The organism is Streptomyces sp. NPDC055400, assembly GCF_053644375.1.
Window position 1 is genome coordinate 13270 of the sequence record NZ_JBSHLM010000001.1, and the last position, 14949, is coordinate 28218.

Here is a 14949-nt window from a genome sequence, read left to right on the forward strand (position 1 = left end):
AGGGCATGAACGAGATCTCCCCCGGCGACACGTCCCCCGGCAGCGACGCCGTGGCGCGGGCGGCGCGGCGGCTGCTGCGCGCCGCCGCCGACCACGTGCCCTGCCCCCCGGTGCGCGACCTGATCGGCAGCGACGACATCAAGGCGGCCTACGCCGTCCAGGCACTGCTCACCGCACACCGTCTCGAAGCGGGCGGCCGCGTCACCGGCCGCAAGATCGGCCTCACCTCCCCCGCCGTACAGAAGCAACTGGGCGTGGACCAGCCGGACTTCGGGGTGCTGTTCGCGGACATGAGCGTCGCGGACGGGGGGTCCGTGCCGGTCGGCGAGCTGCTCCAGCCCAAGGTCGAGGCGGAGATCGCGTTCGTCCTGGGCGCGGACCTCGCCGAGGGGCCGCTCGACGACGCGCAGGTCCGAGCCGCCGTGGCGCACGCGGTCCCCGCACTGGAGATCGTGGACAGCCGGATCGCCGACTGGGACATCACATTCGGTGACACCGTCGCCGACAACGGCTCCTCCGCGCTCTATGTACTCGGCGCCCCGGCCAGGCCGCTCACCGAATTCGAGCCGGTCGAGGCCGCCATGACCCTGACGCGGCACGACGAGACCGTCTCCAGCGGCGACGGCGCGGCCTGCCTGGGCGACCCGCTCTCCGCACTGGCCTGGCTCGCCCGCACCGCGCGCGAGGTCGGCGACCCGCTGCGCGCGGGCCAGGTCGTGCTGTCCGGCGCGCTCGGCCCGATGGTGCCCGCCGCGGCCGGCGACGCGTTCACCGCCGACATCACCGGACTCGGCTCCGTCTCCGTCCGCTTCCACGCCTCCAGTCATGAAGGAGCCTCCGCATGAGGACCAAGGTCGCCGTCATCGGCTCGGGCAATATCGGCACCGACCTGATGATCAAGGTGCTCCGCCTGTCGGACACCCTCGAAATGGGCGCGATGGTCGGCATCGACCCCGCCTCCGACGGGCTCGCCCGCGCGCAGCGGCTCGGGGTGCCCGTCACCGCCGAGGGCGTCCAGGGGCTGATCGCGATGGACGGCTTCGAGGACATCCGCATCGTCTTCGACGCGACATCCGCGAAGGCGCACGTCGCCAACGCCGCGGCGCTCGCCCCGTACGGCAAGCAGCTCGTCGACCTCACCCCCGCCGCCCTCGGCCCGATGGTGATCCCGGCGGTCAATCTCGTCGACCATGTCGGCGCGGACGACGTGAACATGGTGACGTGCGGCGGCCAGGCCACCATCCCGATCGTCGCGGCGATCTCCTCGGTGGCGCCGGTCCCGTACGCGGAGATCGTCGCCTCGATCGCGTCGAAGAGCGCCGGTCCCGGCACCCGCGCGAACATCGACGAGTTCACCGAGACGACCAGCCACGCCATCGAAACGGTGGGAGGCGCGGAGCGCGGCAAGGCCGTCATCGTCCTGAACCCGGCGGAGCCGCCGCTCATCATGCGGGACACCGTACTCGCGCTGGTGAACGCGCCCGACGAGGCCACGCACGACGCGATCCGCGCGGCCGTCGCCCGACGCGTCGACGAGGTGTCGGCGTACGTGCCGGGCTACCGCCTCAAGCAGCAGGTGCAGATCACGCCGATCCCCGCCGACCAGCCGGTGCACACCCTCACCATGGCCCCGGCCACCCACCAGGTGTCCGTATTCCTCGAGGTCGAGGGGGCCGCCCACTACCTTCCGGCGTACGCCGGGAACCTCGACATCATGACCAGCGCGGCCCTGCGGATGGCCGAGGCCATGGCCGCCCGCGCCACCGAACTCCAGGGAGCCGACGCATGAGTGACACCAAGCTGTTCATCCAGGACGTCACCCTGCGCGATGGAATGCACGCCATCCGGCACCGCATCGAGCCGGAGCAGGTCGGCCGGATCGTGGCCGCTCTCGACGCGGCCGGCGTCGGCGGGATCGAGGTGTCCCACGGCGACGGGCTCGCCGGCGGCTCCCTCAACTACGGCCCCGGCAGCCACACCGACTGGGAGTGGATCGAGACGGCGGCCGCCCACATCACCAACGCCCGCCTCACCACCCTCCTGCTGCCCGGCATCGGCACCATCAAGGAACTCAAGCAGGCATACGCGCTCGGGGTGCGCTCGGTGCGGGTCGCCACGCACTGCACCGAGGCCGACGTGTCGGCCCAACACATCGCCACCGCCCGCGAGTTGGGCATGGACGTGTCGGGCTTCCTGATGATGAGTCACATGGCCGACGCCAAGACACTGGCCGCGCAGGCCAAGCTCATGGAGTCCTACGGCGCTCACTGCGTCTACGTCACCGACTCCGGCGGCCGCCTGATGATGGACGGCGTCCGCAAGCGCATGCGCGCCTACCGGGACGTACTCGACCCCGCCACCGAACTCGGCATCCATGCCCACGAGAACCTCTCCCTCGCCGTCGCCAACTCCATGGTCGCGGTGGAGGAGGGCGTGACCCGCGTGGACGCCTCCCTCGCCGGCCAGGGCGCGGGCGCCGGCAACTGCCCCATCGAACCCTTCGTCGCCGTCGCCGACCTCAACGGCTGGGACCACGGCTGCGACCTCTTCGCCCTCCAGGACGCGGCCGAGGACCTGGTGCGCCCGCTGCAGGACCGCCCGGTCCGCGTGGACCGTGAGACCCTCACCCTCGGCTACGCCGGGGTCTACGGCTCGTTCCTGCGGCACGCCGAGGCGGCGGCCGAACGCTACGGCGTCGACGTCCGCACGATCCTCGTCGAGGTCGGCAATCGCGGACTGGTCGGCGGCCAAGAGGACATGATCGTCGACGTGGCGCTGGGGCTGGCACAGGCGAGCTGACACGCCGTACGACGCAGGGCCGGGAGCTCCCTCCCGGCCCTGCGTCGTGCCTGCACGGACACACCGGCCCTGGTCACAGGGCACGGACCCGCTCCGCTGTTCAGCCGAGCACGGGCGTGGCGTGAGTGTGGAAGCTGGGTGGAACGTCCAGGCCCCATGCCGTGGAACGGCCGCCCGCCTCGGTGGTCCAGTGGACCGGCTCCCAGTCGGGGGCGTAGATGTGGATGCCACCCGAGAACACCTCGATCCGGTTGCCGCCCGGCTCGATGACGTAGAGGAAGAACCCCTGGGTGCGCGAGTGTTTGGCCGGGCCGAACTCGATCGGCTGGCCGAGCTGACTGAAGGTGTCAGCGGCCCGCAGCACGTCCTCGCGGTTCTCCACTGCGTACGCCAGGTGGTGCAGCCGGCCCGAGGTCGCTCCGGTCTCGCGGGTGATCGCGAGGTCGTGGGCCTTGGTCATCAGGCTCATCCATGCGCCCACCTCGCCCTGCCCCGGTGGGACCAGGTACTCGCGCAGCTTGAACCCGAGTGCGCGTGCCATGACCTCGCGCGTGCCCGGCACGTCCGGGGCCAGGATGTTGATGTGATCGATGCGCTGAGCGCCGACGCCCCGGTGGATCTCCGCCTGCGGCTGGTTGGGGAGGTACGGCTTGCGGTCGTCCGACGGCCGGTACTTCTCACTCTCGTAATAGATCTCCATCAACTGGCCGCTCGGCGCGCGGAAACGGAAAGCCTTGCCGTGTCCGACGTCGCCGTCGATCCACTCGCCCTCGACCCCCGCCGCACGCAACGCAGCGACGCGGCGGTCGAGGGCCTGCGGACCGACGGCACGCCAGCCGACGTGCCCGAGGCCGGCCTGGGGGGCGGGGGTGAGTTTGAGGGTGGTCAGTTCGGTGTCGCCCCAGCCGCGCAGGTAGGCGCTGCCGCCTTCCTCGGCCACCAGGTCGAGGCCGTAGACGTCCACGAAGAAGCGCAGGCTGTCCTCGTACACCGGGGTGAGCAGTTCGGCGTGACCGAGTTGGGCAAGGTCGTACACGGGTTCTTCCGGCAGGGCAGCGCTCATCGGGCCTTCGCCTCCAGCTCGTCGATGGCTTCCAGGAGAGCGGGTCCGCGGTTGGCCGCGGACATGCCCGTGAACAGGTAGGCGAGGTCGATGACCGACTGGAGTTGCTCGTCGGTGGCGCCGGCGCGGCGGGCGGCCAGGCCGTGCAGTGCGGCGGCATCGCTGAGCTTGCTGTGCAGAATCCCCGTCAGGACGAGCTGGACCGTGCGCTGGTCGAGACAGTCGGGGTACATGACGAGGTTGCGCAGCCGCTCCTGGGCTAGCAGAACGTCCTCGCGGACGGGCCCCTCGGCCTGCGCACGGGCGAACCTGGCCTTGACCCGCGGCGGTACGAAGCCGACCAGTTCGTCGTAGGACGCGAGAAATTCCTCTGGTGTGCTCGGCCGGTCAGACATGGTGTGCTGTCCCTCTTCTCTTTCTCTCTGCGGTGCGTGTTCTCTGTACGGTGCGTGGGAGCGCGGCTCGGTGCGGTCAGATTCCGGTCAGGGACACCGAGCCGAGATGGCGGAAGGAGGCGGTCACCGTGGACCCCGCGGTGAGGAACACCGCGTCCGTCAGCCCGCCGGTGAGCACCAGGCTGCCCTTCTCGATGCGGTGGCCGCGCTCGCCCAGCGCGTTCGCGGCGAGGGCGAGTGCCTCTCCGGGATGCCCCTGGACATCGGATCCGGTGGCCTTCGCCACGGTCTCCTCGCCGACCGTGAGCGTGCACGGCTCGGCGGCGAGGTCGAGGGCATCCGGCGGGACGACCACGTCGCCCAGCACGTAGGCCGCGGCGGACGCATTGTCGGCGACGACGTCCGGCAGGGCGAAGCTGAAGTCGCTGAAGCGGGAGTCGATCACCTCGAGGCCGGCCCGGACGGACTTGACCGCGCTCATCGCCGTCTCGCGTGTGACGCCGGGCCCTGCCAGGTCTTCTCCCATCTCGAAGACGATCTCCGGCTCGACCCTCGGGTGAATGAGGGCAGCGACGTCCAGCGGCGCTCCGGGCGCGATGTGCATTCCGCTGGTCACCCATGCGGTGAGGGGAGCCGCAATGCCCATGCGGCGTTGCTTCGCCTCGGAGGTGAGGCCCAGCTTCACGCCGACGACGAGCTCCGCCCGCTCCTCGACCCGGCGTTGGACCAGGCGGTCCTGCGCGGTGTAGGCGTGCGCGAGGTCGAGGCCCGGCCATTCGGCCGTGATACGGCCTCCGGCGCGGCGCTCGGCGGCGCGGCGGGTGAGTTCGTCCGCGACTCGGTCGATGTCCCACATGGTGGTGCCTTTCTTCGGAAGATCTTCGCAAGCGGGGATCCACGGTCCTGAACCCCGTCTCCTGGGGTCCATCGAGCTGTTCGGGTCAGCGGGACACGTGGTCAAACGGTGGAGCTCAGCGTCCGGCTCGCCGTGAGCGCGGCAGTGCGTACGGCCGATGCCATCCGGTGCGGGTGGAGCCGTCCGCTCCACCCTGAGACCGAGAGCGCGGCAACGGGCCGGTGGTCCTCGTCGAGGACCGGACCGGCGACGCACGCGATTCCGGGTCCGGACTCCTCCTGCTCGAAGGCGATCCCGTCCCGCCGTATCCGCTCCAACTCCCGGGCCAGCGACCGGGGCGAGGTGAGGGTGCGCGTACCGACGCGGCGCAGCCCCGACGCCACGACCTCGTCGAACGCACGACGCGGCGCGAATGCCAGCATCGCCTTGCCGACTGCCGTCACGTGGGCCGGCATGCGGCCTCCGGTCCGGGACGGCATGTGCGGCACCCGGTCACCGCGCAGGATCTCGACGTAGACGACGTCGCTGCCGTCAAGGACCGCCAGATGGACACTCAGACGGGTCGCCGCCCGCAGATCGGACATCAGCGGAAGGGCAACGTCCCGGAGCGCGCGGCGCGGCGGTACCCGCTGACCCAGCTCGAAGATCCGGCAGCCGAGGCGCAGCGCCGGACCGTCCCGGTCGAGCAGCCCGTGCCCGACCATGTCCGCGACCAGGCGTGAGGTGGTCGACTTCGGCAGGCCGGACCGGCGGGAGAGCTCCGAGACGCTGAGGTGGTCGGTGCGCCCCCCGAAGCAGTCGAGGACCGCCGAGACCCGGGCCACGGCATTGTCGGGTACCACGGAGCCGGCCGTACGCCGGTCGGCTCCGGGAAAGACCGCTGCTGACATGGAGAACCTCGTATTCGTCGGACGCGGACCGCGATGTCCGGCCATGACGCTAGCCACACCGTGCGGCACGTCCCAGGGCACGGCGGAATCTTCGCGCTCGCTGCGACGACCTGGCCTCGGGTGTCCCGGTGACTGCAACGTCCTCGCGGAACGGGCGAGTCGACGACCGAGCCGCTCCGCGCCCACCAGCGATGTCCCGTTCCGTGAACATGGCAGGCTGAGCTCCATGAGCGATGCCGACACCCGATCTCCCACCGTCACCGGGCCACTGGACCGCGCCCTTGCGGTGCTCCAGCACATGGCCGGTGCACACGACGCGACAGCGGCCGAGATCGCGGAGGCCGCCGGGACCAGTCGCAGCACCGCCTACCGCCTGGCCGAAAGGCTCACCTCCTGGGGCTTCCTCGCACTCGCGGACGAGTCGGGCCGCTGGGTGCTCGGACCGGAGGCGCTCCGGCTCGGTCTTGCCGTGCTCAGCCGGTCGCACGTGGCTCAAACGGCACCCGAACTGGTCCGGCACCTCATGGAACTCACCCGCGAGACCAGCGGCGTGGCCATCCCGTTGCACGACACGATGGTCTTCGTGCACCGCGAGCTCGGGCCGATGCCCAGTCCCGCCACCACCCAGGTGGGCACCGTCCGGCCCCTCCACAGCACCGCTGTCGGCAAGGCGTGGCTGTCCGGGCTGCCGGGCCCTCAGGCCGCCGAGGTCCTCGAGCGCTTGCGGCTGCGCGCTTACACGCCGAGCACGATCACCACGGTGCCGGCGCTCGAACGCGAGCTCGCGCTGACCCGCCACCGGGGCTGGGCGGTGGACGACGGCGAGCTGAGCCAGTCGATCGGGTCCTGCGCCGCCGTCGTGTTCGGTCCCGACAAGAGACCGGTCGCGGCGGTGTCGGTCTGGGGGCCACATGCGAGGATCACCCAGCGCATGGGGCGGATAGGCCCCGTCGTGGCCAGCACCGCCGACGCGCTCACGCGGCGGCTCAGCCGGCCGCCGGAACCGGAGCACCACCCGCTCGACGCGGAAGCTGAAGCCGAGGCCACAGCTGACGCCGACGCACGGGACCGGCGTCCTGCCCGGTGACTACCCGACCGCTCCTGTCAGCGCGCCGTACGCCGCCGCGGCCGCCTCCTCGGCCGGGGCGTTCTGCAGCCACGCGTCGCAGCTCTCCACGGCCCACGGCCCGTCGTAGCCGCGCCCGCGGATGGCTTGGGCGAGGGCGTGTGGCCGCAGTGCGCCCTCGCCCGGCAGGTGCCGCTCCTCGCGGGCATGGCGCATGTGGTCGCGGGCCACGATCCGGCCGTCGTTGAGCTGCACCGCGGCGATGCGGTCGCCCAGCAGATCGAGTGCCTCGTCATGACCGCCGTCGCCGTTGCGGAAGTGCCAGGTGTCGACCATGAAGCCCACCCACGGCGAAGGGCAGCCGTGCACCACTTCGCGCCAGCGCCGCGGATCGCCAAGCCCTGACCAGGCGAACCCCTCCACCACGACGCGGGTGCCGAACTCGCCGAACCTGTCCCCGAGTTCGGCCAGGGAACGAGATGCCCGGCCGGCGTCGACAGGGCCCGGATCCAGCGTTCCGGCCGTCACATGATGAGGTGAGAACGCCTCGGCCAACGCGAGCAGGCGGCGCACCGACGCCTGGTCCGTCCCGGCGGTCCCGGCCGTCCACCCGGTCAGGAACTCGATCTCCATCAGCCGGACCCCGGAGCTTTCGAGCGCCTCCTGTACGCGGCTCAGGCCGGCCGCGTCGCCGTCGTCGAAGACCGGGTCGGCCGCATGCAGGCCCACTCCGTCGAACCCGGCCGCCCCCGCCGCGGCGCAGCGAGCCGCGAAGTCATGGCGGGGACGCTGTCCGAACCCCGCCCCGGTCAGCGTCACATGGCTCGCGATCACCACCGCCCTGCCCTGCGTCGGTGACACCGAGCTGTTGTTCCCGGCCATGCGGCCCCCTCTCGCTTTGCCCGGCCCATCCTCGTCGCCGCTGCGGGGACGGCCAACCACGATGACCCGCTCACCGGATCGATCCCGGCAGGACCACAGCCCTGATCCGGTGACCGGGTCACATCCTTTGGTCCGGCCGTGATGGGCATCACAAGATTCCGGGGTCTTGCCCGATGCAGTGCCTGACCTGATCCGAGTCCGCTCGGATCCGAGCCGCAAGGAGATCCACATGTCCAGAGCCCCGGACCGGTCCGCGCCCGACGAGCGCACCCCTCGCCGCGCCGCGCTGGCGGCGTTCCTCGGCAGCATGGTCGAGTACTACGACTTCTTCATCTACGGCTCCGCATCAGCACTGATCTTCAGCCACGTGTTCTTCCCCGGCATAGACCCTGCCACTGCCACCCTCGCGTCACTGTCGACGTTTGCCGTCGCCTACGTCGCCCGCCCGGTCGGCGCCTTCATCGTCGGCCACTTCGGCGACCGCATCGGCCGCAAACGCGTCCTGGTCTTCTGCCTCGTGCTGATGGGCGTGTCCACCTTCGCCATCGGCTGCCTGCCCAGCTACGACACCGCGGGCGTCGCCGCCCCCGTACTCCTCGTCGTCTGCAGGATCGCCCAAGGTCTGTCCGCCGCGGGGGAGCAGAGCGGCGCCAGTTCGATGACCCTCGAACACTCCCCGGAGGGACACCGGGCCTTCTGGACCAGCTTCACCCTCTCCGGCACCCAGGCCGGCCTGGTCGTGGCCACGCTGGCCTTCCTGCCCGTCGCCGCGCTCGACAAGCAGGCGATGTACACGTGGGGCTGGCGGGTGCCGTTCTGGGCCAGCGCGATCGTGGTGACTGTCGCGTTCTGGGTACGCAGCCGCCTGACGGAGCCGCCGGAGTTCGCGAAGCTGCAGCGCGACGAGGACGTGGTCAAGGTCCCTCTGGTCCCGTTCGTGCGTTACTACTGGCGTGCGTTCCTGCGCATCGTCGTGTGCCACTTGTACGCCGTCGTCTCGACGGCCGTCACTGTCTTCGGCCTGTCCTACGCGACCGAGACCTGGTCGGTACCGGAGTCCCGGATGCTGATCGTGATCGCGGTCGCGAACGTGGTGGCAGTGGTGGCCATCCCGCTGTGGGCCCGGCTCGCCGACCGCGTCGGCCGTCGCCCGGTGTTCGCCCTGGGCGCCGTCGGATGCGCCATCTCCGTCTCCGGCTTCTTCGCCGCCATCGTGACGCAGAACATCTGGCTCATCGGCGCGGCCACCGTCCTCATGTCCGGTGTCGTCTACTCCGCCCCCAACGGCATCGCCCCGTCGTTGTACGCGGAGATGTTCGACGCCCGCGTCCGCTACACCGGCATGGCCGTGTCGACCCAGTTCGCCAACCTGGCCCTTGGGTTCACGCCCACCATCGCCGCTGCCCTGATGGGTACCGGAACCACCGGCTGGGTGCCGGTCGCCGCCCTCATCGCCTGCCTGTGCCTGCTCTCGGCGGTGTCCGCCTTCACGGGTCGCGAAACCGCGCACACTCCGTTGGCGCAGCTCGGCAACCCCGAGCGCGCACAGACCCCCGACCGCCAGGCCGCGCCGCTCCCGGGCTGAGCCGCGTGCCGGCACGCGCCACCACCGACCCTGCGACAGGAGACATCGAAATGACAGACCCTCATCGGCGGATTGTGGTCCTCAACGGCCCCAACCTGAACCTCCTCGGCACCCGCGAACCTGACCTGTACGGCGCAGAGTCCCTCGCCGACGTGGAGAAACTGGTACGAGCGCGGGCCGACGAGGTCGGCTACCAAGTCGACTTCTTCCAGAGCAACCACGAGGGTGCCCTGATCGACCGGCTCCATGACGAACGCGGTCGGAACGACGGGGTCGTCATCAACCCCGGCGGCCTCACCCATGTGTCCGTCGCCCTGCGCGACGCCTTCCTCGCAACGCGGACTCCGCTCGCCGAGGTCCATGTCAGCAATGTGCACACACGGGAGCCCTTCCGGCACCACTCCTACTTCTCCGACATCGCGGTGGCCGTCTTCGTCGGCGCCGGAATACACGGATACGTGCACGGTTTCGACGCCTTGCGCAGGGTGGTGGAGAGCGCATGAGCACAGGCGACCGTTCCATCCCGTCCATCCCGATCCGCGTCGCCCTCCTCGGCCGCGGGATCAGCCACTCGCTCTCTCCCCGCCTGCATGAGTCCGAGGCGTACGCCCAGGGCCTGACGCTGCGTTACGACCTGATGGACACCCACGACGACGAACGCCCGCTGCAGCGCCGACTCGACGAACTGCGCGAACGCCACTACGCGGGGGCGAACATCACCCACCCGCACAAACAAGAGGTCCTCGGCCTCCTCGACGAGGTGACCCCGGCGGCTCAGCGGTTGGGCGCCGTGAACACCGTGCTCTTCACCGACCAGGGAGTCGTCGGACACAACACCGATGCCCCCGGTTACGCCGCCGCCTTCCGCCGCCACCTCGCCGGAGTTCCGCTCCGCTCGGTTGTACAGACAGGCGCCGGCGGAGCGGGAGCAGCGGTCGCGCACGCGCAGCTGGGAGCGGGGGTGGAGTGCCTCGGCGTGTACGACGTCGACCGGGCCCGTGCCAAGGCTCTGGTCGCGGACCTGTGCGACGCCCACGGAGCCGGACGTGCTCGCCTCCTCACCGACGTGGACACCGCGGTCGCCGAGGCCGACGGCCTGGTCAACGCCAGCCCGGTCGGTATGGCCCACCTCCCGGGCACTCCGGTGAGCGTCGAACGGCTCCGGCCACCGCTGTGGGTCAGCGATGTCGTCTACATGCCCGTGGACACCGAGCTGCTCGTGGCGTCCAGGGCATGCGGGTTGCGCACGTTCTCCGGCATCCACATGTGCGTACACCAGGCGGCACTCGCCTTCGAACTGTTCACCGGCCTCCCGGCGGACGTCGACCGCATGGCAGGCCAGGCCGTCGAAGCCGGCCGCCAACTGGCCGTTCCGAAGCCCTCCTACTGACTTTTCCGTTGAGTTGTCAGGAACACCATGCCGTCCGTCGTCCCCGGTCATGGGGACGCCACTCCCAGCCCCGCTCCCACCGGGAGCGAGTGTGACCTGCGCGAAGAGCGCAAGCCCATACCCACAAGACCCCCGAACGACGGGGAGCCAGTGGTTACAAAACGGACGCGAAGGTGAACACGTGGGCACGGAATCGAATATGTGGGCAGCGTCCCGAGTGGGAGCAATTCGTTGAGGGGACTGGGAGGGAGCATGCTCCCTCCCGTCGCTCCCAGGGAGCGGGTCCGGAATCAGACCATGGCCGATCGGGACTGTCTCGCTCCTGGAGCAGGGATTCGACGAGGTGAAGGGGATCGAGGGTCTGGATGGTGGATGGGATCGAGATGAAGATCGTCGACACCGTCGTCGCCGTCCATTCCGATGGCGCGCTGATGACGGTGCGTCCTTGACGACGCGAGCGATGCGGTCGAGATCACCGGCGATCTGCTTCACGGCGGCCAGGGCGTTCAGGACGCAGATACGGGCGGCTTCCTTGGGGCGAGTCCTGCCTCGACACCACGCGGCCAAGCTGGTGCGCCGCTTCGACGCCGGCAGCTATGTCGTGCCGGCGGACGCCAATCCGCGCGTGATCGAATCCCCTGCGGTCATGACGGCTCTCTCGTCGAAGTGGAGCGGGTCGCCGCGCTCGTACGCGAACTCGTCAGTTACCGACGGCCGTTCAGGTCCGTCGATGTGATCCCCTCTGACGGCGGCCGTCCATCGGCGCGGCAGCCCGTACCAAGTGGCGACCTGATGCTTCCAAGCCGGCATGAGGAGTTTGGCGACGCATGACCGGCGATTAGGGGACAACGCTCAGGTCTGCACCAGCAATATCCCCGCAACAATAGGGCCGGGTTCTAAAATATTCATCCTGACCCCATTGCCCAGACCTCACTCGCCCCTTTACTCTCACAGCCATGGCAGCAGTGATTCTCGCTGCTCGTCGGCACGTCGACTTCGGACGGCTGGCGAGTACGCTCTGTAAGGCCGCCGCGGCGTGACCGCCGGGCTCGGGCGCCGCTCGTCCGGTCCCTGAACAGCCGGTCAACGCCTCATCATTCAACGGGACATCAGGCTCCGACCAGCCGCGGCCGATCGCGCCTCGACTGGGCCACAGTTTCCCGCCTCCCGTTCCTCATTCGCAGATCCCCGTATACCCCAAACGAGGACTCCGGGAATTCTGCGCGCCTTTTCCATTCACTTGGTGAGTGGAATTCACCCTGCCCAAAACAGAAAAGGGAAAACCAAATGAGTGAGCACGAGCAGTCGAAGGTAAGCAGACGCGACTTCCTCGCGAGCTCGGCCGCGGTTGCCGCGGCGGTCGCCGTCCCCGCGGCCGCCCAGCTGGCCACCGGCACTCCGGCCGCGGCGGCCACCCGCCCGAACATCCTGCTGATCGTCACGGACGACCAGCCCAAGCACACCGACTGGGCGACCTCGAAGACCATCAACTGGCTCGTCGGCCAGGGCGTGAAGTTCACCGACGGCCACGTCGCCACGCCGCTGTGCGCCCCCTCCCGCTCCTCCGTCTTCTCCGGCCGCTACGCCCACAACCACGGCGTGCTCGACAACGGCCACCGTACAAGCTCGAGCAGAACACCACGGTGCAGCGCTACCTGAAGCAGGCCGGCTACCGCACCGGCCTGTTCGGCAAGTACCTCAACGCCTGGAACGTCAGCGACAACCCGCCGCACTTCGAGGAGTGGGTGCTGGAGGACCCGGTCGTCTACAACGACGGCACGTACAACGACAACGGGACCGTCCACACGATCGCCGGCTACAGCACCACGATCATCAAGAACAAGACCCTGGCCTTCCTGGACAAGGCCGCGACCGACACCCGGCCCTGGTTCGCGGTCGTCACCCCCAAGGCCTCGCACGAGCCCAACACCCCGGAGACGCAGTACGCCAACACCGTGGTGCCGGACTGGAACGGCCGCCCGTCCGTCTTCGAGACCGACAGGAGCGACAAGCCCGACTACATCCAGAACGCCAGCCAGACCCTCGCCGACGGCCAGGCGCTGCGGCAGCGGCAGCTGCGCACCCTGCTGTCTGTCGACGACGCGGTGCAGGCGTTCAAGGACAAGCTGGTGTCCCTGGGCCAGCTCGACAACACCCTCGTCATCTACCTCGGCGACAACGGCTACACCTGGGCCGACCACGGATGGTCCAAGAAGTCGGTGCCCTACTCCCCGTCCCACCAGGTGCCGTTCTACCTGTCCTGGCCGGCCGGCGGCCTGGGCGCCGGGACCACGGACAACCGCATCGTCGCCAACATCGACATCGCGCCCACCATCCTCGACGCGGCCGGGATCACCGCGAACACCCCGCAGGACGGCAAGTCGCTGCTCGGCACCTACAGCCGTGACCACCTGCTGGTCGAGTGGTGGGAGCAGGGCGTTCACCAGACGGGGAGCCCGCACACCTGGTCCTCGTACGTCGCCAAGGACAAGCAGTACACGGAGTACTACAAGCTCCACACCGACACCAACGGCAATGTGGCCGGCACCGGTGAGGTGGCGTTCCGCGAGTACTACGACCTCACGAACGACCCCTACCAACTCACCAACAAGCTCTACGGGGCAACCTCCGCGGACGAGCAGGCTCTGGGCATCCCGGCCCTGAGGGACCAGCTCGCCGCCGACCGCGTGAGCTAGCCGTACTGGCCGCGCCGGCCGGTCCGCACCATCCGGCCGGGTGCCCGTCTCTCCCGGGCACCCGGCCGACCTCATCATCGAACCTCGGAGATGTCATGTCCTCCTCCTGCTGCACACCCGGCCGGGCCACCCTCACGATCGCGCCGGCCGCGTCCACCGCACCGCACCGCTCCGAGACGGCGCTCCGGATCGCCAAGCAGCTGATCGGCCTCCCCGGCGGTCGGTTCCTCATGGGCGGTGACGACCCCGACGGCATCGCGGCCGACCACGAGGGACCGGTCCGCGAGGTCGAGGTCGCCCCCTTCCGTATCGCCCCCACGACCGTGACCAACGCCCAGTTCGCGAGCTTCGTCAAGGCGACCGGCTACGCCACTGAGGCCGAAAGCTTCAACTCCTCCTTCGTCTTCCGTGGCCTCCTCCCCGAGGAACTCGCGGACACGGCGGAGCCCGTTGCCGAAGTGCCGTGGTGGCGGGCGGTGGCCGGCGCGACCTGGCGGCATCCCGAAGGCCCGGGGTCATCCATCGAACCGCGCCAGAATCACCCCGTCGTCCACATCTCCTGGAACGACGCCCAGGCCTTCTGCGAGTGGTCCGGCACACGCCTGCCCACCGAGGCAGAGTGGGAGTACGCGGCCCGCGGCGGACTCGAACGGCGCCGTTTCCCGTGGGGTGACGAACTGGCCCCGCGCGGGAGGACGATGCTCAACATCTGGCAGGGCGACTTCCCCGCCCGTTACACGGGTCCCGGCGGGCCCGGCACCGTACCCGCGAAGTCCTACCGCCCCAACGGCTACGGCCTCTACAACACCGTGGGAAACGTCTGGGAGTGGACGGCCGACTGGTTCGTCCCGGACATCTCCCGCGTCATGCGCGGCGGCTCCTACCTGTGCCACGACTCGTACTGCAACCGCTACCGCGTCGCGGCCCGCAGCCGTAACACCCCCGACAGCTCGACGGCCAACATCGGCTTCCGCGTGGCGGCCGACAGCCGGTAGCAAGGTCCTCCCTGGGGGATGTGCCCGGCAATGCCGGCTCTGGACATGGGCCGTGATGCCTGGTTTCCTGCGGTATGTCTGCGTGGTTGCCGTTCCCCTGATCGTGGCCGTGCTGTGGGGAGTCTTCGCCACCCCGGACGATGCATCCCGGTCCGGGGGGACGGTGATTGCGACACCTGGTCCGATGCGGTTGCCTCTCTCGCTCTCCATCATGAGCGGCGGCCGCCCGGTCTGCGACTCACACCGGCACGGCACGGGGGCTGTGGGAGGGCGTGCTTAGGCGGCCGGCGATCAGTGCGGCGGCACCGGGGGCGATCTGGACCGGCAGGGCG

The 14949-nt window shown here is 69.9% G+C and carries 15 protein-coding genes and 2 pseudogenes; 11 read left to right on the forward strand and 6 right to left on the reverse strand.

Features of this window, described 5'->3' with window-relative positions; translation table 11 throughout:
• The first annotated feature begins 5 nt into the window (after positions 1 to 5).
• From ACWIGU_RS00070 to dmpG, 3 genes are read left to right on the forward strand one after another with little or no spacing between them, the layout of a single operon-like run.
• Positions 6 to 845, forward strand: coding sequence for a 2-keto-4-pentenoate hydratase (locus ACWIGU_RS00070; protein ID WP_454395788.1), 840 nt, complete (start codon positions 6 to 8; stop codon positions 843 to 845).
• Positions 842 to 1789 (forward strand): acetaldehyde dehydrogenase (acetylating), encoded by a 948-nt coding sequence (locus ACWIGU_RS00075; protein WP_454395790.1) that lies wholly within the window; start codon positions 842 to 844, stop codon positions 1787 to 1789. The genes ACWIGU_RS00070 and ACWIGU_RS00075 overlap by 4 nt, the downstream gene beginning before the upstream one ends.
• Positions 1786 to 2799, forward strand: a complete 1014-nt coding sequence (gene dmpG / locus ACWIGU_RS00080) for a 4-hydroxy-2-oxovalerate aldolase (RefSeq protein WP_454395792.1) — start codon at positions 1786 to 1788, stop codon at positions 2797 to 2799. The genes ACWIGU_RS00075 and dmpG overlap by 4 nt, the downstream gene beginning before the upstream one ends.
• Positions 2800 to 2899: 100 nt before the next feature.
• Here dmpG and ACWIGU_RS00085 read toward each other — a convergent pair whose 3' ends face one another.
• The 4 genes from ACWIGU_RS00085 to ACWIGU_RS00100 all read right to left on the reverse strand — a co-directional run bounded on the left by ACWIGU_RS00085 (position 2900) and on the right by ACWIGU_RS00100 (position 6003).
• A complete protein-coding gene (locus tag ACWIGU_RS00085) occupies positions 2900 to 3862 on the reverse strand; it encodes a VOC family protein (RefSeq protein WP_454395794.1) in 963 nt (320 codons plus the stop codon).
• The gene (locus ACWIGU_RS00090) at positions 3859 to 4257 is read right to left on the reverse strand and encodes a carboxymuconolactone decarboxylase family protein (protein WP_454395796.1); all 399 of its coding nucleotides are present in this window, start codon (positions 4255 to 4257) and stop codon (positions 3859 to 3861) included. The genes ACWIGU_RS00085 and ACWIGU_RS00090 overlap by 4 nt, the downstream gene beginning before the upstream one ends.
• 76 nt (positions 4258 to 4333) lie before the next feature.
• Positions 4334 to 5113 (reverse strand): 2-keto-4-pentenoate hydratase, encoded by a 780-nt coding sequence (locus ACWIGU_RS00095; protein ID WP_454395798.1) that lies wholly within the window; start codon positions 5111 to 5113, stop codon positions 4334 to 4336.
• Positions 5114 to 5214: 101 nt separating this feature from the next.
• The gene (locus ACWIGU_RS00100) at positions 5215 to 6003 is read right to left on the reverse strand and encodes an IclR family transcriptional regulator (RefSeq protein ID WP_454395799.1); all 789 of its coding nucleotides are present in this window, start codon (positions 6001 to 6003) and stop codon (positions 5215 to 5217) included.
• 226 nt (positions 6004 to 6229) lie between these two features.
• Between ACWIGU_RS00100 and ACWIGU_RS00105 the strand changes: the two genes are divergently transcribed.
• Positions 6230 to 7090, forward strand: coding sequence for an IclR family transcriptional regulator (locus ACWIGU_RS00105; RefSeq protein WP_454395801.1), 861 nt, complete (start codon positions 6230 to 6232; stop codon positions 7088 to 7090).
• On the opposite strand, the gene ACWIGU_RS00110 is transcribed toward ACWIGU_RS00105, so the two are convergent.
• Positions 7091 to 7951 carry a sugar phosphate isomerase/epimerase family protein gene (locus ACWIGU_RS00110; protein WP_454395803.1) on the reverse strand — a complete coding sequence of 287 codons (861 nt, stop codon included), beginning with the start codon at positions 7949 to 7951 and terminating at the stop codon, positions 7091 to 7093.
• A gap of 229 nt (positions 7952 to 8180) precedes the next feature.
• Between ACWIGU_RS00110 and ACWIGU_RS00115 the strand changes: the two genes are divergently transcribed.
• Genes ACWIGU_RS00115 through ACWIGU_RS00125 form a run of 3 tightly spaced genes read left to right on the forward strand, consistent with a single transcriptional unit; the run spans position 8181 to position 10926 of the window.
• On the forward strand, positions 8181 to 9536 hold the full coding sequence (locus ACWIGU_RS00115; protein ID WP_454395805.1) for an MFS transporter: 1356 nt from the start codon (positions 8181 to 8183) through the stop codon (positions 9534 to 9536).
• 50 nt (positions 9537 to 9586) lie between these two features.
• Complete coding sequence (gene aroQ, locus ACWIGU_RS00120) at positions 9587 to 10039, forward strand: type II 3-dehydroquinate dehydratase (RefSeq protein WP_454395807.1); 453 nt, start codon at positions 9587 to 9589, stop codon at positions 10037 to 10039.
• Positions 10036 to 10926: a shikimate dehydrogenase gene (locus ACWIGU_RS00125; RefSeq protein ID WP_454395809.1), complete on the forward strand. Its 891-nt coding sequence runs from the start codon at positions 10036 to 10038 to the stop codon at positions 10924 to 10926. Before aroQ ends, ACWIGU_RS00125 begins: the two co-directional genes overlap by 4 nt.
• Before the next feature lie 444 nt (positions 10927 to 11370).
• On the opposite strand, the pseudogene ACWIGU_RS00130 reads toward ACWIGU_RS00125, so the two are convergent.
• A pseudogene (locus ACWIGU_RS00130) lies at positions 11371 to 11460 on the reverse strand (RidA family protein); the annotation flags it as partial.
• A gap of 753 nt (positions 11461 to 12213) precedes the next feature.
• On the opposite strand from ACWIGU_RS00130, the gene ACWIGU_RS00135 reads away from it, so the two are divergent.
• From ACWIGU_RS00135 to ACWIGU_RS00150, 4 genes and pseudogenes are all read left to right on the forward strand, one after another.
• Positions 12214 to 12585 carry a sulfatase-like hydrolase/transferase gene (locus ACWIGU_RS00135; RefSeq protein ID WP_454395811.1) on the forward strand — a complete coding sequence of 124 codons (372 nt, stop codon included), beginning with the start codon at positions 12214 to 12216 and terminating at the stop codon, positions 12583 to 12585.
• Positions 12570 to 13622, forward strand: coding sequence for a sulfatase-like hydrolase/transferase (locus ACWIGU_RS00140; RefSeq protein ID WP_454395813.1), 1053 nt, complete (start codon positions 12570 to 12572; stop codon positions 13620 to 13622). Before ACWIGU_RS00135 ends, ACWIGU_RS00140 begins: the two co-directional genes overlap by 16 nt.
• Before the next feature lie 95 nt (positions 13623 to 13717).
• Entirely contained in the window at positions 13718 to 14617 is a 900-nt protein-coding gene (locus ACWIGU_RS00145; RefSeq protein WP_454395815.1) for a formylglycine-generating enzyme family protein, read from the forward strand.
• A 49-nt stretch (positions 14618 to 14666) separates the two neighbouring features.
• Positions 14667 to 14897: pseudogene (locus ACWIGU_RS00150) on the forward strand (DUF2568 domain-containing protein); the annotation flags it as partial.
• Positions 14898 to 14949 lie beyond the last annotated feature (52 nt).

Bases quoted from the DNA above. Each gene is read 5' to 3' on its own strand.
- ACWIGU_RS00070 (WP_454395788.1), top strand. From the start codon at position 6: ATGAACGAGATCTCCCCCGGCGACACGTCCCCCGGCAGCGACGCCGTG.
- ACWIGU_RS00075 (WP_454395790.1), top strand. From the start codon at position 842: ATGAGGACCAAGGTCGCCGTCATCGGCTCGGGCAATATCGGCACCGAC.
- dmpG (WP_454395792.1), top strand. From the start codon at position 1,786: ATGAGTGACACCAAGCTGTTCATCCAGGACGTCACCCTGCGCGATGGA.
- ACWIGU_RS00085 (WP_454395794.1), bottom strand. From the start codon at position 3,862: ATGAGCGCTGCCCTGCCGGAAGAACCCGTGTACGACCTTGCCCAACTC.
- ACWIGU_RS00090 (WP_454395796.1), bottom strand. From the start codon at position 4,257: ATGTCTGACCGGCCGAGCACACCAGAGGAATTTCTCGCGTCCTACGAC.
- ACWIGU_RS00095 (WP_454395798.1), bottom strand. From the start codon at position 5,113: ATGTGGGACATCGACCGAGTCGCGGACGAACTCACCCGCCGCGCCGCC.
- ACWIGU_RS00100 (WP_454395799.1), bottom strand. From the start codon at position 6,003: ATGTCAGCAGCGGTCTTTCCCGGAGCCGACCGGCGTACGGCCGGCTCC.
- ACWIGU_RS00105 (WP_454395801.1), top strand. From the start codon at position 6,230: ATGAGCGATGCCGACACCCGATCTCCCACCGTCACCGGGCCACTGGAC.
- ACWIGU_RS00110 (WP_454395803.1), bottom strand. From the start codon at position 7,951: ATGGCCGGGAACAACAGCTCGGTGTCACCGACGCAGGGCAGGGCGGTG.
- ACWIGU_RS00115 (WP_454395805.1), top strand. From the start codon at position 8,181: ATGTCCAGAGCCCCGGACCGGTCCGCGCCCGACGAGCGCACCCCTCGC.
- aroQ (WP_454395807.1), top strand. From the start codon at position 9,587: ATGACAGACCCTCATCGGCGGATTGTGGTCCTCAACGGCCCCAACCTG.
- ACWIGU_RS00125 (WP_454395809.1), top strand. From the start codon at position 10,036: ATGAGCACAGGCGACCGTTCCATCCCGTCCATCCCGATCCGCGTCGCC.
- ACWIGU_RS00135 (WP_454395811.1), top strand. From the start codon at position 12,214: ATGAGTGAGCACGAGCAGTCGAAGGTAAGCAGACGCGACTTCCTCGCG.
- ACWIGU_RS00145 (WP_454395815.1), top strand. From the start codon at position 13,718: ATGTCCTCCTCCTGCTGCACACCCGGCCGGGCCACCCTCACGATCGCG.